The 21978-nt window shown below is 36.8% G+C and carries 12 protein-coding genes; 9 read left to right on the forward strand and 3 right to left on the reverse strand.

Features of this window, described 5'->3' with window-relative positions; translation table 11 throughout:
* Positions 1–172: 172 nt before the first annotated feature.
* On the forward strand, positions 173–325 hold the full coding sequence (locus ACEPXD_RS03865; protein ID WP_391120121.1) for a VanZ family protein: 153 nt from the start codon (positions 173–175) through the stop codon (positions 323–325).
* A 161-nt stretch (positions 326–486) separates the two neighbouring features.
* Positions 487–1149: a ribonuclease H family protein gene (locus ACEPXD_RS03870; protein ID WP_391120123.1), complete on the forward strand. Its 663-nt coding sequence runs from the start codon at positions 487–489 to the stop codon at positions 1147–1149.
* Between the two features lie 268 nt (positions 1150–1417).
* Here the strand turns inward: ACEPXD_RS03870 and ACEPXD_RS03875 are convergent, their stop codons facing one another.
* On the reverse strand, positions 1418–1828 hold the full coding sequence (locus ACEPXD_RS03875; protein WP_391120125.1) for a hypothetical protein: 411 nt from the start codon (positions 1826–1828) through the stop codon (positions 1418–1420).
* A gap of 308 nt (positions 1829–2136) precedes the next feature.
* Between ACEPXD_RS03875 and ACEPXD_RS03880 the strand changes: the two genes are divergently transcribed.
* Entirely contained in the window at positions 2137–2616 is a 480-nt protein-coding gene (locus ACEPXD_RS03880) for a metal-dependent hydrolase (protein ID WP_391120127.1), read from the forward strand.
* 254 nt (positions 2617–2870) lie between these two features.
* Here the strand turns inward: ACEPXD_RS03880 and ACEPXD_RS03885 are convergent, their stop codons facing one another.
* Positions 2871–3533, reverse strand: coding sequence for a response regulator transcription factor (locus ACEPXD_RS03885; RefSeq protein WP_391120129.1), 663 nt, complete (start codon positions 3531–3533; stop codon positions 2871–2873).
* A 101-nt stretch (positions 3534–3634) separates the two neighbouring features.
* Here ACEPXD_RS03885 and ACEPXD_RS03890 point away from each other — a divergent pair, with 101 nt between their 5' ends.
* From ACEPXD_RS03890 to ACEPXD_RS03910, 5 genes are all read left to right on the forward strand, one after another.
* The gene (locus tag ACEPXD_RS03890) at positions 3635–5713 is read left to right on the forward strand and encodes an ATP-binding protein (protein WP_391120131.1); all 2079 of its coding nucleotides are present in this window, start codon (positions 3635–3637) and stop codon (positions 5711–5713) included.
* Between the two features lie 276 nt (positions 5714–5989).
* Positions 5990–6349: a response regulator gene (locus ACEPXD_RS03895; RefSeq protein ID WP_391120133.1), complete on the forward strand. Its 360-nt coding sequence runs from the start codon at positions 5990–5992 to the stop codon at positions 6347–6349.
* Positions 6350–6397: 48 nt separating this feature from the next.
* A complete protein-coding gene (locus ACEPXD_RS03900) occupies positions 6398–8092 on the forward strand; it encodes a methyl-accepting chemotaxis protein (protein WP_391120135.1) in 1695 nt (564 codons plus the stop codon).
* Between the two features lie 571 nt (positions 8093–8663).
* Complete coding sequence (locus tag ACEPXD_RS03905) at positions 8664–9329, forward strand: diguanylate cyclase domain-containing protein (RefSeq protein WP_391120137.1); 666 nt, start codon at positions 8664–8666, stop codon at positions 9327–9329.
* Between the two features lie 178 nt (positions 9330–9507).
* A complete protein-coding gene (locus ACEPXD_RS03910; protein WP_391120138.1) occupies positions 9508–12414 on the forward strand; it encodes an InlB B-repeat-containing protein in 2907 nt (968 codons plus the stop codon).
* Positions 12415–12560: 146 nt separating this feature from the next.
* Here the strand turns inward: ACEPXD_RS03910 and ACEPXD_RS03915 are convergent, their stop codons facing one another.
* Positions 12561–13715, reverse strand: coding sequence for a HupE/UreJ family protein (locus tag ACEPXD_RS03915; protein WP_391120140.1), 1155 nt, complete (start codon positions 13713–13715; stop codon positions 12561–12563).
* A 223-nt stretch (positions 13716–13938) separates the two neighbouring features.
* On the opposite strand from ACEPXD_RS03915, the gene ACEPXD_RS03920 reads away from it, so the two are divergent.
* A complete protein-coding gene (locus ACEPXD_RS03920) occupies positions 13939–21555 on the forward strand; it encodes a CehA/McbA family metallohydrolase (protein WP_391120142.1) in 7617 nt (2538 codons plus the stop codon).
* Positions 21556–21978: the final 423 nt, after the last annotated feature.

The raw sequence follows: 21978 nt of genomic DNA on the forward strand, positions 1-21978 counted from the left end.
CAAATAGGTTAAAATGCCCTCAAAATTCGCTTTTGCGTCTGAAGGGCATTTTTAATGTATCCAGAATAGAAATTTTGGATATTATTTGGTGTAATATTATTAAAACATTGAGAGACTAAAGGAATATTCATATATGCGTAAATATCTTTCGGTGTAAGCAGTTATCTTGTGGATGTGTATAATTTATTATTTTTCCCACCAACCTACTACTGAATCGAGTGAGCTGAGTATGGGGATCACAAAGATAATCGAAATAACCGTAGAAAAAGTGGCACCTAATGCAGATTTTATCACAGAAAATATTCGTCATAACGTTAGAAGATAGTATGAATGAAGTAAAAAAAGTCCTTAATTGTCGAAGGTGTATCACTTCGGCTGCTCTATTTGTATTTCATTTTCAAAGATGTCAAAAATTATCTTAACAAAAACACAGTGATTAAAAAGGACGGTTTGTTTACAGACTTACGAATGGAAGGAGGACTGGCGATGAATATTCGGATCGAATGGATTTATAGAACGTCCAAGGGAGCGGAAACCTTTTTTTATTCCGAGGAGATGCCAGCAGCACAGGCTTTGTTGTTTGCTGAAGACATGGAAAGAACAGGTCGTGTAAAAAGCATTATGTTCATTGATCTATTTGATAGTAAGTGGACACTCAAGGAGTTAAAGGGTTATTTAAAAGGAATCGAAACGGAACCGCATAATGTGAAGGTTTATTTTGATGGAGGCTTTGATCGTGCTACATTTAGCTCTGGTTTGGGCTGTGTTATTTATTATGAGCAAAGTGGGAAATCGTACAGACTTCGACGGAACGCTCCTGCTGCCGCACTCACATCCAATAATGAAGCCGAATATGCCGCATTTTATTTGTGTTTGCAGGAGCTTGAGTTATTTGGCGTTCATCATTTGCCAGTCCAGTTTATTGGTGATTCGCAAGTAGTCATTAATCACTTGCGCGAGGATTGGCCTGTGATTGAAAAAGATTTATCCAACTGGGCAGATCGGATTGAACAGAAGATGAAGGAGCTTGGTTTACAACCGGAATACAACCTGATACCTCGAAAGTTGAATAGTGAGGCGGATAGGCTTGCCACTCAGGCGTTGAATGGGATTGAAATCAAAGCAGTGAGTGAAGTGTCAGGAGGCTAGTAGACCATATCCTTTTAGTGAGTTTTGCGTTTTCTTAGATTTTATGTTCTCCTCAAATGCCCATTTTCCGTGAATCGCAAGATCAATGCTGAGTAACGCAAGTTAAGTGCCTCAAATCGCAAGATCAAAACCTCATAACGCAAGATCAATGTCGTAACGCAAATTCAATGCCACGTAACTCAAACTCAATGTTTCATATCCCAAGGATAAAACGGAGAGGTCAAAAAAGCCTGTAACTAGTTTTAGGAGACTAGTTACAGGTTTTTTTTTAGTTAGCAGGAATTTCAGTGTGATTCTCTTGTTTTGCAGGTGAGTCGTTGTTATCATCTGGTAATGACTCTTTCGATTTCGGCAGTTTTTTTTGTTGTGATTTTGGGAAAGCTTGTTTTGCTTCTGTTTTTGAGTTGCAATCTTGAACGTTTTCATTATAATACTGCACACTTGTCATGGCGCCTTCTTCTACCATACGATTGTCGTCTGGATCATGTGGATCTGAGAAACCAGCTTTTGTCATTTGAGTAGGCTGGTGTTTCATTGAATCCATATAAGAATTGGCTTTTGTTTTTGTGTTTTTCAATGACGTTTTGGCTTTCTCTCTGTTTTCCATTTTTTTGAAATACATAATAGCGAATGCAGCTATACCACCCATTAAGAAAGATCGTTTTTTTCCTTTAAGCATCATCATCACTCCCAAAAGTTTATTACTGAAAGTTTACCCTCATTAGAAGAGAGTCAAACATATCCATTTGCAAAACTGACTTGTCTTTGGATGAATCTAGTTTTACCAACTGTTTAGTTCGTTATTCGCCTGCTCCTTTTTAGTTGAAATATTACAGAATTGTTACTGGTGCCTGGCACCAGTAACAATTCTGTAATATAGGGTAGGTAGTAATTTTTTCACGTGAATTATCGGGGAAGGGCTTCATTCAATCGTTTACTTAGTGTAAAGTGTTAAAGTGAATTACAACTTAAAGGAGAAATTGTAGCATGACAGGGAACACACACATCGTAGGCGGTATTGCAGCAAGTCTTGCTTTTGCACAAATCTCAAATGATAATCCTGTCCTCTTAGTTGGGGCTGGTGTCATTGGCGCATTAATTCCGGATATTTGCCACGGAGGCAGCATAATTGGACGGAAATTTTCAATTGTATCGAAGGTAGTTACTGGAGTTTTTGGCCATCGATCGTTCACGCATAGTTTGGTCTTTTTGTTTTTGATTGGTGCCCTTTTACACACCTTATTGACGAATGACTCTATTATTGCTGGTATTTTAGTAGGAATGGTTAGCCATTTCATTCTAGACATGGCTACTAAAAACGGTATTAAACTGCTTTTTCCATTAAAGATAACAGTGCGTTTTCCAATAACGACGAGAACAGGAGGAGCAGTAGAAAACTTAGTTTTTGCGGCATTGTCACTGCTTTCTGTCTATTTTGGATATGAAGCCTTTGCGGGGTATTTTTAAGAAATAAAATGGAGCTGTCCTCATTTAGGGCGGCTTTTCAACATTTTATTAGCAGTTAAAAAAAGAGGGATCTCATTTTTATATGAAGCGATAATAAAAAGATTTTATTCCTGCAATGTATATAAAACGCTCCAGTCATATGCCTGGAGCTTTTTATTAGTATGACTTTTCGTCACTAGAGTTCATATGAAAGTAGCATTATAATGAAAAAAACTAGATAGGAATTGGCTATATAATTCCAAAAGAATTCTTATTTATTTTCCACTAATTAGGGTAATTGCTTCATAACGATTAGAGACATTGAGTTTTCCGTAAACAGTAGTTAAATAGTTTTTGACGGTACCTTCACTAATATATAGCTCGTTCGCAATCTCGCGAACGGATAATCGGTTTCCTAATAACAGGAGAATATCTTGTTCCCGTTTAGTTAAAGCATAAAGTTCTATCAGAGAGAGTGGGAGTTTATGAAGGTCTCGAGCAGCGGCAGTCTTCGTATTCAACAAAAATTGAGAGAGCTTGATTGCGACTTCTGCAGGTAAGATATATTTTCCGTTCAAAGTACTACGAATGGTTTCGATTAGTTGTGAAAAGTCTGTTCCTTTGAGCAAGTAACCATTCGCTCCGTGCGCTAAACCATCGATAATAAAAGACTCTTCGTTATAGGTAGTTAAAATAAGAATAAGCATCTCGGGATAACGTTCTTTGATTTTCTTTGTGCATTCTATTCCGTTCATTTTCGGCATACGCACATCCATAAGGATCAGGTCAGGTTGTACCGTTTCTAGGAGGTTTAATGCATCAATCCCATTGCAACCAATACCTACAACTTCCATGTCTGATTCTGCTTGTATAACTAGTTGCAATGCATTGCTAATCAATACCTCGTCGTCTATGATTAATATTTTGAAAACTGTCAATTATCTTTAACCTTCTCTCTGAACAAGTAGTTTCTATATTAATAGTAATATATCATAACAATTAGGGAAAATGACCATTAATTAGTTCAAAAGGATTGTAGGTGAATGATATATTTTGTTTTAGAATATTACTTTCTATATGCAGTTTTATATTTTTATTTGGGAGTACAGATGTATACGCAAAGACAGAAAGTATTCCTGAGGCTCTAAATGGAAGAGTAGATTTATCCTCCATACATCATTTTGGGGACAAGATTTCACTTGAAGGACAATGGGAGCTATACAGAAAAAAATTATTAACACCTGAACAAATTACGAAAACTATGGACGTATCTGAATATGTATTTATGCCTGAAGTTTGGAGAACAGAGCATAAAGGAGCGCAGTTAACTCCAAAAATGGAATATGGAACTTATCGGTTGAATCTTAAACTTTCACAGGATGAAGTGGATCAGCATCGAGCAATCTATATAAGCGATTTTGCTAGTGCTTATAAGGTTTGGATAGATGGGAAAATGCTTGGTGGGAGCGGTACGGTAGGTCAGACAATTAGAGAAGAAGTACCTGAGTCTAAAGTGAAATTATTTTATTTTATACCGAAGCGTCAGGATGTAGAAATTGTCATTCAAGCTTCAAACTTTAGTTCTCGAAACGAGGGTACGTTCAAATCAGTTATGTATGGGGATGAGGATTCGCTTCTTGCGTATACGATCAAAAGCCAACTTTTGCAAGTACTGACGATGGGTGGATTATTTGTCATTGGATTGTACCATCTCATACTATTTATGATGAAAAAGAGAGATGGCGCGACCTTGTACATTGCTTTATTAGCAATAGATATAGGGATACGATGCTGGATTAAAAATACATATTTAGTTGATATTATTGCCCCTTCTTTGAGTTGGGAAATGGTCGTGAAATTCGATTATTTAACAGGCTACTTGGCTTATCTGTTTATCGTAATGCTTATGAAACAGATGTTTCCAGCGGAGATGAATCAATTTGCTGTACTTGCATCAAATGTAATGACTGTCCTTTTTTGTCTGTATATTGTTGTATCACCAGCAAATGTCTATACACAAACATTGACCGTTCAATTTGCGATTATGTTAATGTTTTCGATCTATACAATTGGTTATGTATGTATTCTTGCTGCAAATCGTAAAAGGGAAGGTTCTCTCATAAATTTAATTGGTTATGCAATTATTGCAGTGGCGTGTGTGAATGATGTGTTGCTTTATCAAAGAGTAATAGAGACAGTTGAACTTCTGTACGAAGCAATTTTTATATTTGTTCTATTACAAGCAATTATCGTATCTTATCGGTATTCGAAGTTATTTGAACATAATGTTTCATTATCTTCGGATTTGCTTCAATTAAATGAAACATTGGAGCATAAAATCGCAGAGAGAACAGCAGATATTCATCGTAAAAATGAAGAGCTGGCGACTATGCATCAAAGTAGAACGGAAATGTTAGCGAATATTTCCCACGATATGGGGTCTCCCCTTACTGGCATTCAAATGAACATACAATTAATGAAAGATGGAATTGTAAATCCACAGCAGTTACCAGAGTTTGTTCAATCGTTATTTGATAAAGCAAATTACGTCAAGCGATTAAATGACGATTTGTTTGAATTATCGACATTAGAGTCCGGTCATTTCAGCTTCCAGTGTAGAAGGGTTCAACTGAAAACTTTTATGGAAGAGGTATGCCGAAAGTATCAAGTGGATCTTGCAAGTCAGCATATCCAATTTCAAGTGGAAAGAATGGAATCCTTGCTGGAGGGTCAAGAGGCTTGGTTGAATATTGAACCAATGCGCATTAAACAGGTGCTTGAAAACTATATAGGGAATGCGGTTAAATTTGGTCGTGATATAAGTTCTACGATTGTTCTAGGCTGTTATATAGAGTGTAACCGCGATTCTGATGCGGTGACTCCTTATGAAGTTGTCATTGAAGTGAAGGACCGGGGACCTGGGGTAGCAGAGGAAGATTTGCCTTATGTGTTTGATCGTTTTTACCGTAAAACAGAAGAAGTTGTAAGTGGTAGTGGGTTAGGACTTGCAATCGTAAAGGAAATAATAGAGCGGCATGAAGGGCATGTAAGTGTAACAAGCAAAATCGATGAAGGGAGCACTTTTTCCTTTTCCTTACCTGTTTATTTGAAAGAATAGCTTAGAAGTAGAGCCTGTATTTCTCAAGATGGGATATACGGGTTTTATTTTGTGAAAATATTTACTGAATATGACTTTTCGTCACTAAAATGATATGTTTCTTTTCTATATAATTGTTTTAAATCTAATATTATTTTCTATGAGAGTTTTTTGAGAGAACAGAATGATACCTTCATATAAAGATGCAGTCAATCATGTTTTTGAGAAATAAAGTAAATATAGAATAGAATAATGAGTAAAACAAAAGAAGCCTAATTATAGTAGGAGAGATTACAAGTGGCGACGATACTAATAACGGATGACACGGCATTTATGCGTATGCAATTGAAGGACCTATTAACTGAACTTGGTCATGAAGTGATAGGGGAAGCGGAAAATGGAAGAACTTCTGTCGAAAAATATGCAAAATTGCAACCAGATTTTGTGACGATGGATATAACTATGCCAGAAATGGATGGGATAGAAGCTTTAAAAGCAATAAAAAAGAAGGATCCTGAAGCAAAGATCATTATGTGCTCAGCAATGGGACAAAAGCGAATGGTTTTGGAAGCGATCCAAGCAGGAGCAAAAGACTTTCTTATAAAACCTTTTACAAAAGCACGTATCGAAGAAGCGATGGAAAAATTAATGAAATGACGTAACTTATGCATCGTGCATTAACATGAAAATAGGAGTGATATTGTAGTGAAATCGTTACTAAACTTTAAAAGTATCGGGCAGAAAATAGTATTTGGTTTTATGTTAGTTGTTTTATTAGTTATTGCACTGGCTACTGTTAACATAGTGTCTTTGAATAAAATGAATATGAGTGCGGAACATATAGTAGAGGAAAGTCTACCATTATTAATTGCAGATGAAAAGTTAGCCTTCAATTTGTCCCAAAGGCTTGCTTTAGTTCGTGGCTATGTATTGTATGGGGATCAATCATTTAAAGATTTATTTGACGAGTATACGGATGAAAGTAAGGAACTACAAGATTATATATTAAGTAAAAGTACTTCTAATCAGACGGAAGACATCATAAATAAATCAGTGGAATGGCGGAAAGTAGTAGAGGAAGTATTTGCACAGTATGACAAAGGAAATAGAGAAGCAGCTCTTAACACGCTAAAAGAAAAAGCACAACCGATTGCGAGAGAAGTGATGGCGTATTTTGAAGAAATGGCAACACATAGAGAGGAACTTCTTACTTCTAATGGAAAAACAGTCATGAAAGAAGGAAACTCCTCGATTGTAATTGTTATCATTTTCACTATTTTAGTTATACTGCTATCAATTGTTATAGCAAGTTATACTGCTCGGATGATTGCAAATCCGATAAAAAATGTGATGAATAGAATGAATTTAATAGCATCTGGTGATCTAAGTCATACGCCTGTTATCACTAAATCACGAGACGAGGTAGGACAACTAGTTTTTGCTACGAATCAGATGAATGAAAAGATTGGTGTCCTACTTAAGCAGATTAGTATAGTTTCGAGCTCTGTCTCTAGTCAAAGTGAAGAGTTAACTCAATCTGCACTGGAAGTAAGTGAAGGATCTGAACAAGTTGCAGTGACAATGCAGCAACTATCGGTTGGATCAGAGGTTCAAGCAAGAAGTGCTAGTGACTTATCATACACGATGAATTCATTTGTAGCTAAAGTCCATGAAACAAATGAAACCGGTTACCAAATCGAACAAGCATCCAAAAATGTGATTTTCCTAACTGGGACAGGCAATGAATTGATGGAATCGTCATCCAATCAAATGGAAAAAATAAATCAGATTGTCCATGATTCGTACATAAAGGTGCAAGGACTGGATGCCCAATCCAAAGAAATTTCAAATCTAGTAGAAGTAATTAATGCAATTTCCAATCAGACGAATTTATTAGCTTTAAATGCTGCAATCGAAGCCGCACGTGCAGGAGAGCATGGGAAAGGTTTTGCAGTAGTAGCGGATGAGGTTCGTAAGCTTTCCGAACAAGTAGCTATGTCAGTTACAGAAATTACAGCTATTGTTCAAAATATTCAAGAAGAGATAGAGATTGTAACGAATTCTTTACAAATTGGATATAAAGAGGTTGAGCAAGGAACTAGTCAAATAAACACGACCCAAGAAACCTTTCAAGAAATTGAAGGAGCAATTCAAAATATGGTGGAAAACATCCAATCAACTTCTGAAAATTTAAAGTTAATGAATAGTAGTAGTATAAAAATGAGTACCACCATTGAAGATATTGCTGCCATTACGGAGGAAGCAGCTGCAGGTGTAGAACAGACTTCTGCATCAACCCAGCAAACTAGCAGTTCGATGGAGGAAGTAGCTAAAAGTTCGAAAGATCTTGCAAAGTTAGCGGAAGAGCTGGATGAACTAGTCCGTCAATTTAAATTATAAATTGCGTTCAAGTGGGCATCTAACTTTATAGGTAGAATAGAAAATCACCGTTCATTTATATGTACGGTGATTTGGTTTGTGGAATTGCAATAAAGATAGTTTGCTGTAGTTTATGATGAAAAAATATTATTTTATAGGGAAGTATAGGATTATAGCGCTTCGGGACTGTGTCATTTGGTCCGTAAATTTGACTTTTCAATTTCGACTGAATATGATTATGTATATATGTATCTAATTACATATATTAAAATAGTTATATTTAACTATAAAATGAAGTGAGAAGCATAAGTGAAAGGGAGAATATTTCTTGATAGAGTTCAGAAAATTAGGTATTCGGAATATTCCTAGATTACTATGGGTAGTGATAGTGGTATGTTATGCTCTTCCTTTTTGTTTGGATTTTTATATTTCCGATAATAGTTTAATTGAATCCCAAGTGTCCATCGCATGGTTTATTTGTTTAATACCTTCTCTCATTTTTTCATACTATAAGGGGTTCAAGGGAGGTATATTTTCAATCTTTTTCGCTACCTTACTTCATGTTTTCACAAGAGTTGTTATTGAAAGAGTAATGATGACTGAATTCGAGTATTACATTCAAGTGGAAGTAATGATTGCGAATATTCTTGTGGCTCTCCCTGTTTGTTTTTTTGTGAATAAATTACAAGTAGAGAATACTAAGTTAGAAATTGCTTATAAAGAACTGGCTATTAAAAAACTGGAAATTAAAAGATTGGCATACATAGACCCTTTAACACAATTACCAAATAGACGTTTCTTTGAGGAAAATCTTCTTGAAAATCTAAATAGAATATCGAAAAGTGATGAAACATTAAGTATCCTCTTTATCGATTTAGACAGTTTTAAAGAAATTAATGATACATTCGGACATAATGTTGGAGACCTTTTACTTCAACAAGTGGCGTCCATTTTGACAAGCTGTGTTCCTGAAAATGATTCCGTAGTTAGATTAGCAGGTGATGAATTTATTATCACACTTCCTCTATTGAATAAAGTAAGTGCAATAGAAATTGCTAGCACAATATTACATAAATTAAAGGAACCATTTGATATCAAGGACAATCAAATTATGGTTACACCAAGCATCGGAATTGCAGTCTATCCAGAACATGGACAAGACTCCGAAACATTGATAAAGCATGCGGATAAAGCTATGTATCAAGCTAAAAAAGCTGGAAAAAACAATTATGCTGTATTTGAAACAGTTTCTCCGTGATGGGAAATTGCAAATAAATCAAGCTGCGCCTAGTCATGTTAATCATGCATGGGAGCAGCTTTTTTGTGTCGAAGTTTGAATTTTCGACAGAATATGACTTTTCGTCACTAAAATGTGAGCCTTGTTTTCTATATAATTATTTTAGATTAACTAATAGTTTATAGGAGGAGAGAGTGGAATGAGAAATATAAATTGGATGAGAGTGATATCTATATTTTTGGTAGTATTGTTGATTTCAAACATATTACCAGTTGGATTAATAGGAACAGGGTATGCGAAATCGAATACTATGGAAGGGGAAGGAACGGAGGAAATTCCTTATATCATTACGACTCCAGAACAACTCAATCAAGTACGAGGTGATTTAAGAGCTCACTATAAGCTTGGAAATGATATTGACCTAGACGTTTTTCCTTATAATGAAGGTGATGGTTGGGTACCAATCGGGACTTTTAGTAATTCATTCTCAGGTAGTCTAGATGGGAATGGAAAAGTGATTAATGATCTTTTTATTAATACAACTGATAATTTAGCAGGCCTATTTGGTTCTAGCACCGGGAACATAAGTAATATTGAATTAAGGGATGTTAATGTCAATGGGTCGAATATCGTAGGTGGTTTAGTTGGCAAAAATGATAGTGGCGGTACCATCAGCAAATCCTCCGTTACGGGAAGTGTGATAGGTGACGGGTTTGTAGGGGGGCTAGCGGGCAGCAATTTTGGCGAGATCAGTAAATCCTATGCCATAGCAACTGTGGATGGTAGTCAATATATAGGAGGCCTGGTGGGTGATAGCGCCGGAGCAATCAAGGAATCTTTCGCAGCAGGAAGAGTAAGAGCGTATTATGGGGCTGGGGGTCTTGTGGGTACGGGTACCAATGCTCCAACTTCGTTATCATATTGGGACAAGAAAACGACTGGACAAGTTGCTAGTGGTGGAAGTATTTCTTCATTTGGTAAGCTGACTAGTGAGATGAAGCAGAAAGATACTTTTGTAGATTGGGATTTTACTTCCACATGGGCAATTGATGAAGCGGAAGGCTATCCCTATTTGATTTGGCCATCGAGTCCAGATACGACTGTTCCAACATTAACTGCAGGGGTAGTAAAGCGCACATCAGATGCAGCCGCTACGGTGAAGTTTACATCGAATGTGGCAGGGCAATACTATTATGCATTTGTAGCCAATGGAAATCCAGCTCCTACGATAAATACGGAGGGAGACGGAACTTCTTTGACAACAGTCGAAACAACCATTAGCCTATCTGATTTGGAATCTGGTGTAAAAGATATCTATATTAAGGTTAAAGATATGTCAGGAAATGTAAGCGAATTTTTGAAAATTGAAATTCCGTCTTATATTAATCTTCAACCAGTTATCACAAGCCAACCAAGCAACGCATCGGTAAATGCTGGAGGTAGTACATCTTTTACGGTTATAGCTTCTAACGCTACTACGTATAAATGGCGAGTGATGGGTATTGATGGATGGGAAGATATTCAAAATGATTCGTTGTATTCAGGTGCTAAGACTGCTGCTTTAACGATCACAGGTGCTTTAATTAGTATGAATGGCTATGATTATGAGGTTATTATTGGAAATGGGGTTTCCTCAATAGATTCAGCTAGCGCTAGATTGACGGTAAATTCAGCACCGAATAGCTACACCGTCTCATTTGATTCTCAAGGTGGAAGTGCAGTAGCTAGTAAAATAGCGAACTATCATACGAAAATCACAGCGCCACCATCGCCAACGAAGTCTGGTTATTTATTCGGCGGGTGGTATACAGAAAGCGAACTAATGAATGTATGGGACATGGCAACAAATATGGTAACCCAAAATACAACTTTATACGCAAAATGGAATGTTTACAATCAACCAACAACGGAACCAAAACCAAATCGAACACCATCAACAACAACTCAACCAAAAGTAGAAGAAATCAATGTCGATGTAGAAAGTGGGACATCTATCACCAAAACGCCAATTAAGCGTATTACAGAACCAGATGGAACTGTAAAAGATTTAGTAACTTTTGCACTTGATAAAGTAAAAGAAACAATAGAAAAGTTAAAAGAACAAAAACAAGATACCGCAAGAATCGTCATTCCAGATAAGGAAGACAACGTAAGTGAAGTCAGCGTAACTGTTCCAAAAGAATCAATAAGCACATTAGCAAATGGCAAAGCCAATCTAGAAATCTATACAGCAAATGCACATATTTATATTCCGCAAGCTTCCATTCGAGGCTTCGGGGAAGATCTTTATTTCCGTGTTGTTCCGATAAAAGGAGAAACCCAGAAAAATGAAGTAGAAGAGCGGGCGAAAAAAGAAACATTCGTTCAACTAGTAGTTGGGAATAAAAAAGTAAACGTATTAGGCCGCCCGATGGAAATCGAAACAAATATGCAAAATCGTTCGGTCGACTTAACATTACCACTTCCTACAAATGCAACAAAAGAACAAATGGATAACCTAGCTATTTTCATCGAACATAGCGATGGAACAAAAGAAGTTATACAAGGGAAATTAGTAGAGTTTGACAAAGGTACACAAGGTTTAAAATTTACAGTTAACAAGTTTTCTACATTTACTATTATGTATATGGAAGGAGCTGCAAAGTATTTTGCGCAAACTTCATGTGGTGCTAACACCGATTGTCTTCAAGTGAACAAGACAACACCTGTATATGTATTAGAAAAAAATCGTTTTAAAAAAGTAAGTGAACTGGTAAAAGGACAAACCGTGCCTGTTAAGCAAGTTATTTCTCCAATGCTTGGACTAGGCGGAGACATTTGGTTAGAAAGAACAGCAGCCATTTCTTACGAAACACCATCGAAAGAAATGCTTGCTAAAAACCAATTACCAGCGAACAAACTTCCAAAACAAATTTGGAAAGGCCAAGAGTTAACTCCAGGTCAAATTGGGAAAGTGACCATTCTTCAAGATACTGTCATTTGGAAATCCATTGACAAAAAAACGAAGCTCCTAAGAATCTTGAAAAAAGGCGAACAATATAGAGTATATCGCTATGTTCCGGGCATGTATCAAATTAGTGATCAACAATATATCGTACAGCCATAGCAATATTAATACAGGTGCCAGGCATCTGCACAACTTAGACACTATTCAGACAATATTTTAATCGTGTAATAAAAAATCTCCTTCAGTGTTTTTAGACTGAAGGAGATTTTCTTTTGAAAAGAGTATTTTGTAGAAAAAAGTACCACTTAGAAAAATAATTGATTAGTCAAAAAGTATGCACCTGCTATTACAATAAGCGCAGAAATGAATTGAATCATCTTCAACGAGTTTTTCTGCTTATGCAAATAAAAAAGTATAGGCAAGCAAATCATGACAATTGCAAGTTGAATGACTTCAATGCCAACATTGAAACTAACTAATGCAATAGCAAGGTGGCTTTTTGGTAACGCCATTTCTTTCAGTAAATCTGCGAATCCTAATCCGTGAATTAATCCAAATGCAAAGGTAATCCCCCAACGATGTTGAATTTTCTTGCGGAAAATATTTTCTAACGCTACATACACAATACTTAAAGCAATTACCGATTCTACAAATAAAGATGGGAGATTGACGATATCTAAAACCGACAAACTTAATGTAATACTATGAGCAATCGTAAATGCTGTGACGATTCCAATATATTGCTTTAATGTTTGTTTTCTTAACAGTAATGCGATTAAAAATAAAAGATGATCGTAGCCTGTTAAAATGTGAAACATTCCTAATTTTAAAAAGGAAAACCAAGGAGAACTAGGTTTATGAACTGGTGCAGGAGTACTTACATCTCCTTCACCTTGAGGGATTTGTTCCTCAGCAAAAAGCATTGTCCAACTTCGTTCATTTCCTTGCAAAACTGTTTCCGTAGTTTGGTCGCCATAAGCAGCTGTTACAAGATTAATATAGTTTGTATTTTCATCACTCACATAAAAACCATCCGTTAACACAATCGTATCCCCTGGTAGGAAGCCTTCAAATGTAAACGTGAATTTAAGGAACTGCTTGTTGTCTTTGTCTATGAGCTCCATCTTTTCAAGCGTTGGAGTCAGTTCAAAAGCACCTTTATCGAGTGCAAGCGATTCGTCCACAAGTTCGTCTAAATGGTGTCCGTTTTCATCCAACTCACTTGTTTCGAGCTTGCCGTCTTTATTTGAATCGACACCGTCAATCATTTCAATAATGGATTGTGTATCGATAATAAAAGTCATTTCCGTTTTTTCTTCTGTTATTTTCAAATCTGTATAACTAGCACTATACGGATGTGCGGAAGTAGAAAGTGGTGCTACAGTCATGAATAATATAAGGGTGATGAGAGAAAAAAATGAAAGTGTTTTTCGACTGCTTGTACCAACTTTTATATTCAAAATAATTCCTCCTTATACTTTTGAACAATTGAGTAGACTTTTTCATCCTAACAGTTTTTTACGCATTTGAAAATCCATAAAATATTAACTTTTTGTAAAAAATATTAAAGTCTGAATTTTGACTAATTAATGCTTTTCAACAGCCAAAAACACATGTAAAATAAAATTACCTTTAAAAGGTACAAGCATTATAAATCCAACAAAAATAGAAAAGAGGAGATTTATGCACACGAGAACGAAGGGGAAAAAACGCACTACAAGTATTTTATTAATCATCGTACTCCTTTTAAGTACGATTTTACCAAATAGTATGATTCAAAAGGCAGAAGCACAAATTTCCGAACATGTTGTAATTAGTCAAGTGTTTGGTGGGGGAGGAAATGCAAATGCTTTATTTACGCATGACTTTATTGAGTTGTACAATCCGACAAATCAAGATGTAAGTCTAGATGGATGGTCTGTTCAGTATACAGATTCAAAAGGGACTAAACCTTGGGAAGTAACACCGCTTGTAGGAACGATTGAAGCGCATGGATATTTTTTAATAGCTGAAGATTCTGCCGGTAATGTTGGAGCTGCAATTCCGACAGCTGATGTTACAGATATTATAAAGATGACTATTGCAACTGGGAAAGTAGCATTAGTAAAGGAATCCATTGCGCAAATCACTAACAAACAATCGGCGGGAGTGGTAGATTTTGTTGGATATGGGGCAGGAACTACCGAGTTTGAAGGTACTGGTCCTACTACAGGCACGGCGCTTACTTCGAAATTGAGTGCACATCGAATTTCATATGCTAGCATGGGAGTTCAACCAGGCCAAGGGAACGGTTGGGATACAGATGATAATAGCAAGGACTTTGTAACTAAAGCTCCGAATCCACGTAACACGAAAAGTCCAAAAGAAGAACTTACGTTAGCGATCAGCATACCGCCGACTGTAAGTCAGGTTTTCTTTCAACAATCAGGAACAGCAGTTACAGTTGCTGCTACTGCAGCGACAGTTCCAAACAATGCAGTTGTCAAATTCTATGGAACGTCAACAGTCGGCTCTGGAGAATTGGCGACAACAACCGCAGCAGCAGATGGCTCGTTTATGGCGACATTTGATGCTGGGAAAACACTTCCTATTTTATATATAACTACAACAGAAGCTGGTAGGCCGGAAAGTGCTTCAGTGGCAGTTGATGTGGCAAGAGCTACTGATCCTCCTTTACAAGATAAATTAGGATACAATGTGGACAAAAAAATTGGAACAGTATATGGAACAGCAGCGGCATTTCCAAATGCAAGAATTTCCGTTTATGCGGATAGCAATAAAACAAATCGTTTGAATGCACAGCCAGTTATTGCAGACGCAAAAGGAAACTTTACAGTGGCAATCAATAATGCTCCAGACACTGTTTATGTAGCGCAACAAAACTATACTGCTAAAGGAATTATGCTAGAAGGTGCGACTTCCTCGGTTACAAAGCCATCAAATGAAGTAATTACCGATATTAGCACAGTTCGTCTATCCGATTCAAATGGTCACCCTGTCAATCTGAACCAATTTTTTACGATTGAAGGCGTTGTGACAATTGAAAATGGAATTTTAGGAACACAAAAAAACAACTACAATATTCAAGACGCAACAGCAGGGATTAATATCCTCGGAAGTTTTGACCATAAATTAACGATTAAGCGTGGGGACAAACTTCGAATATCAGGAAGAGTAATTGAATATAACGGCTTAACCGAGTTTGAACCGACAAATGTTGAAAGAATAGCGGAAGATCAAATACTTCCAACATCGAAAGATATTAAAGTTGTAGATATGACTGTTTTCGCTACAATCGAACCTTTGGAAGGCAGCTTAGTTACATTCAGTGGAAAAGTGACAAGCTCCGTTTTATCTGGAGCTGGATACAATGTCACAGTTTTAGATGAAAACTCAAAATCAACATTATTACGTGTTATGACTGCAACGAAAATTGATATGGAAAAAGACATTGTCTTGAATAAAAGCTATACATTCACAGGAATAGTCGGTCAATATTCGACAGCTGCAAGTCCAAAAAGTGGCTATCAGTTACTCCTACGTGATAAAAACGATATTGCACCCGTCCTTGGAATAACACACACGCCAATAACACAGGCGTATGAAGATACTATAGTATCGTTTGAAGCGTTTGCAGACGGAGCGGAATCCGTTACTCTTTATTACCGAAAAGCAGGAGATGAAACGTATACAGCGTTGCCAATGCTTGGCGACGGTCAAGGAAGATATACAACATCCATCCAGTCAAGTACATTAAACAATACAAATTTCGAGTATTATATGGAAGCAAAAGCAGGGGAAAGCATTAAATCAGTAGGTTCAAGCGCTACGCCGTATCCTGTTTCTTTTGAAAAAGATAAACAAGGTCCTACATTTTTAGCAGAAATACCAGGGAATACAGCTAGAGTGGAAAGTCCACGCCCAGAAATTTCCATTGTAATGGAAGATCCAAGTGGTGTGGATAAAGATTCTATTGAAATACTAGTAGATGGCATAGATGTTAAAGCAAATGCCATTTTATCATTCACACAAGTGAAATATACACCTACAGTTGACTTAGCTATTGGTAATCACGAGGTAAAAGTAACAGTAGCCGACACAAAAGGGAACGTAAGCACGAAAACATGGACGTTTGAAGTCGTACCTCGTTTCGCAGGTGGTCATCACTATCGTGGTACAACGCATAACCACACAGTCATTTCACATGATGCTAAAGGTAGTCCAGAAGCTGCATTACTAGCTGGAAAGAACTACGGCTATGATTACTTTGCTTTTTCCGATCACTCGCATGACATTGACCCTGCATTATTAGGCAATGATACGGTCGACCGTAAAGGACAACCAGAGCGCACAGGCGCTGGAGGTACAGATTGGAAGTTAACGAAAGATTTAGCAAAACAATATACAAAAGACGGTAAATATGTTGTATTTCCAGCGTTTGAAATGACTTCTACTACATGGGGTCACTCGAATGTATTTGGAACAGACAATTTCATCGACCGTAATATTAATGGAAAGCAATACCAAGATTTAAGCAAGTATTACGCATGGGTATTAACATACGATAATGTCGTTGCACAGTTTAACCACCCAGATATGTCAGCTAACGCATTCAATAACTTTAAGCCATACGATAAAAACGTCGATAAGTTATTTACGATGCTTGAAGTAGGAAACGGTTCAGGTAGTTACGGTTATGCAAATGCAGAAGGGAAATTATTCTCTGCGCTTGATCTGGGCTGGCATGTAGCTCCAACATACGGAGAAGATAATCATGATGGTACATGGGGTAAAACGAATGCACGAACAGTCATCGTTGCAGACGATTTAACACAAGAGTCGTTATTGCATTCTATGTCGAACATGCGTGTATACATGTCAGAAGACCCGAACTTCCAATTAGACGTATTGGCAAACGGCTTCTACATGGGTTCAACTGTAGATAGTAAAACATTGAACTTCACAATAAATGGTCAAGATCCAATAGCAGAATCTAAAGCAAATGGATACGATTATTTATCTAGCACATATAAATCGGATGATCGTGTAAAGAAAGTGGAGCTTATTTCAAATGGTGGAAAAGTAGTAGATTCGTATTCTCCAAATACGGTAGATTTTACGTGGAAACCATCTTATACAGTTGCAAGCGGTCAACAATGGTTTGTAGTTCGTGTTACACAAATGGATGGCGAACGCATTTATTCTGCACCAATTTGGTCTAAAGAAGAATCAGTCGATGTAAAAGTAAACAGTATTGATATTGTTGGCGATGTTGTAATCGATGGTAACCCAGCTACTGCAAAAGTAACAGTTGGAAACTTCGGTACATCTACAGTGAACAATTTAAATGTAGACTTATACGTAGATGTACAAGACCCAGCACATAAACTAGGCTCTAAAGTGATCAATTCTATCCTTGCAAAAGGAACAGGAGTAGCATCTATCACTTGGGACAACCCAGTTGCAGGTGACCACAACCTAATTGCAGTTGTTACTTCAAATGATGGAGCAAATTTAGGCGATATATCATTTGTATTGCCGTTACACGTAAAGCAACCTCTAGGCTTAAAAGTGTTGATTGATGCACAGCATGGCAATGAAAACTCAACCGGCGATTCATCAGCTAACAAAGATAATTTAAAAGCGTTCACACTTCTTTTACAAAAAGAAGGATATAAAGTAGAAGAAAACAAAGCTGTCATTACATCTGCGGTATTACAAGATGTGACAGTGTTAGTAATCACACAATCATACACAGCATTTACAACGGCTGAAGAAAAAGCAGTCGGCGATTTTGTGAAAGCAGGCGGATCTGTTTTATTTGCTGGAAAAAGTAATAATGGTACGACAGATTCTACTCGTCATAACGGAACTTTGGCAGCAATTGGTACACAAATTCGAATGAGCCATGACGGTGTGTTCGATGACAGTAAAACAGGTAACTTTTGGAGTGATCCTTTAGTAAGTAAGTATGCAGTTCGCGCCCATCCAGGCCTTGTTGATAACTACGTAACGGATCGCGTTCCGTTTATCGACTATTACAGTGGATCTAGTTTGCAAGCGGTTGGAAATACTGCACTCAATGAAAGTGGGAAAGTGAAGTTCCTTGTACGAGGAAATGAAACAACATATCAAGGAAATGTGAAAAATAGTAGCTTTGTTTACGACGATGTGTCCGACGATCATGGCGGCTCGGCTATTCCATTAATCGTTTCCGATGAAATCGGTGCTAAAGGACGTATTATTGTGTCCGGTATGAATATGTTCAATGATAAGCAAATGGATGAATCATTTGAGCCAAAAGGTAATTCGAAGTTTATCTTTAATGCAGTAAACTGGTTAGCTCATCGTGAGACGAAAATAACAAATATTGAAGATGCACGTAAGCTAGCAGATGAAACACCTGTCGTTATTCAAGGTACTGTAACTACTGCAGCGGGAGTATTCTTCGATGCGTTCTACGTACAAGATGCAACTGGTGGTATTATGGCCTTCAATGAGGTACCAGCGGGCTCATTGAAATTAGGCGATACCGTTCGTATTTACGGTCATATAAAAACATTTGAAAATAACAAAGAAATTGAGTTTACTAAATTTGATATTGATGTGATTAAGACAGGAAAAGGTGCTACAGTTGCTCCAAAAGAGGTAACAACTGGAACAGCGACGTCCACAGTGAATCAAGGTTTGCTTGTAAAAGTAAAAGGAAAAGTGACTTCGAAATATGATGACACTTCTTATGTTATCAATGATGGATCTGGAAATTTATTAGTCTTCACAGATGGATACATTGAAAATCAAGGAATTCCTGTTCCACAATTGAAAGTTGGCGACACTTTAGAGGCTGTAGGTTTATCTGGCGAGTTCTCAGGTGGCTCACGTATTCGTGTACGTGATACGAAAGAATTGGAAGTGACTCCTGGAATGAACGATGGTGATCCAGTTGTTGTACTAGAAGTTGATAAAAAATCACTTGAAATGACAAAAGGGTACACAGTTCAACTACAGGTTAAACAAACTACAACTCCAGAAAATGGGGAAGTAACAGTAAAAGACGTAACAAATGAAGCAACATACGAAGTAGTGGACGAAAGTATTGCGTCAGTAACAGGAGGAGTAGTTACTGCAAATGCATCGGGAACGACTTCAATCACTATTAAATATGAAGACAAAACGATAACGGTTCAAGTTAAGGTGTATGAGGAAGAAGTAGGAGATGTAATTAAATTAGAAGTAGATAAAGCAGTGCTTGCTTTAAAAATTGGAGAATCTGTTCCACTTACAGTTAAAGAAGTAACGACCCTCCAAAATGGAGAGTCGACAGTAGAAGACGTAACAAACCAAGCAAAGTATGAAGTAACTGAACAAAGTATTGCAACAGTAACAGAAGGAATAGTTACTGCAAATGCATTAGGAATGACTATAATCACAATTGAATACAAAGGTAATACGGCAATAGTTCAAGTAGTGGTGTCAGAGGAAGGAGTAGGAGATGTAGACACGTTAATCGTAGATAAAGCAGCACTTGCGTTATCAATTGGAGATACTGTTCAACTTACAGTAAAAGAAGTAACCACTTTAGGAAGTGGAGAATCAGCAGAAGAAGACGTAACAAACCAAGCAACGTATGAAGTAGGGGATAATAACATTGCTACAGTAACGGCAGGTTTAGTTACTGCGATAGCAAATGGCTCTACTACGATTACAATTAAACATGGTAAAAATGAAGTTGTAGTGAATATAACGGTGAAAGATAATCCAGATGATGATTCATCTACAAAACCATCTATCACTAGTCAGCCAAGAAATGCAATAGTCAATGCTGGAGGAAGTACAACCTTTGCGGTGGCAGCATCTAATGCAAATAAGTATCAATGGCAAGTGGATATGGGGAATGGGTTTACGAATCTTCAAAGCAGTCCTTTGTATAGAGGGGTTGATACTTCAACTTTAATCATTAACGGTGCTTTAATTAGCATGAATGGCTACATGTACCGAGTTGTTATTACTAATAATAACGGTTCTATTAACTCAAATAGCTCTGTATTAAAGGTGAATTCAGTATCAATACCAAAACCAGATCCAACACCGGATAAGACACCATCAAATCCAGCTCAACCAAAAGTAGAGGAAATCAATATCGATGTAGTTAATGGAGCATCCAACATTCAAACTTTAGTTAAGCGTATTACTGAATTAAATGGAATTGTAAAAGACATAGTGACCTTTACAACTGAGAAAGTAAAAGAAACAATAGAAAAGTTAAAACAACAAAATCAAGATACTGCAAAAATTGTGATTCCTGACAAGGAAGACAAAGTAAATGAAGTAAGTGTAACCGTTCCAAAAGAATCCTTGGGTGCACTTGCTAATGGAAAAGCAAACCTAGAAATTTTTACTGCAAATGCCCATATTTATATTCCGAAAGCTTCCGTGCAAAGTTTCGGAGAAGACCTATTTATCCGTGTAGTTCCACTAAAAGAGCAAGCACAGAAAAATGAGGTAGAAGAACGAGCTAAAAAAGAAAAGTTAGTTCAATTAGTAGTAGGGAATAAAAAAGTAAACGTGTTAGGACGCCCGATGGAAATTGAAACAAATATGCAAAATCGTTCAGTCGTCTTAACATTACCAATTCCTACAAATGCAACAAAAGAGCAAATGGACAATTTAGCTATTTTCATCGAACATAGCGATGGAACAAAAGAAGTTATCCAAGGGAAATTAGTAGAGTTTGAAAAAGGTATACAAGGTATGCAATTTACTGTTAACAAGTTTTCTACATTTACCATCATGTATATGGAAGGAGCTGCAAAGTATTTTGCAAAAACTTCATGTGCAGTTAACACGGATTGTCTCCAAGTGAACAAGACAACGCCTGTATATGTATTAGAAAATAATCGTTTGAAAAAAGTAGGAGAAGTAGTAAAAGGACAAAGCTTGCCTGTAAAACAGGCCATTTCTCCAATGCTTGGACTAGGTGGAAACATCTGGCTGGAACGAACAGCAGCAATTTCTTATGAAACACCATCCAAAGAAATGATAGCTAAAAACCAATTACCAGCGAACAAACGTCCAAAACAAATTTGGAAAGGCCTAGAGCTAACTCCAGGTCAAATTGGGAAAGTGACCATTCTTCAAGACACTGTCATTTGGGAATCTATTGACAAAAAAACGAAGCTCCCAAGAATCTTTAAAAAAGGCGAACAATATCGAGTATATCGCTATGTTCCAGGAATGTACCAAATTAGTGACCAACAATATATCATCCAAGATTCAAATGTCGTTCTTATTAAAAAATAGAAATAGTTTTCTAGTAAAAAACAGCTCCTCACCATGTTACAGGTACCAGGCACTCACACAACTTAGAAAATATTTAGATAATAATTTGATAGTGTGAAAAAATCTCCTTCAGTGTTTTTAGACTGAAGGAGATTTTCTATAAAAAAAATACTACTTAGAAAAATAATTGTGTAGATAGGAAGTATGTACCTGCTACTACAATAAGAGCAGAAGCCAATTGAATAATTTTTAACGATTTTTTTTGCTTATGCAAATAAAATAATACAGGCGAGCAAATCAATACAAACGCGAGTTGAATAACTTCTATGCTAATATTAAAGCTAACTAATTCAACTAAAATGTACCCTATAGAATAGACACTTAAAAAAGTCTATTCTATAGGGTAATTTTGTTTATAATGAAAAAAACATTGTAGGACGGATA

The organism is Psychrobacillus sp. L3, from assembly GCF_042945595.1.
GTDB lineage: Bacteria > Bacillota > Bacilli > Bacillales_A > Planococcaceae > Psychrobacillus.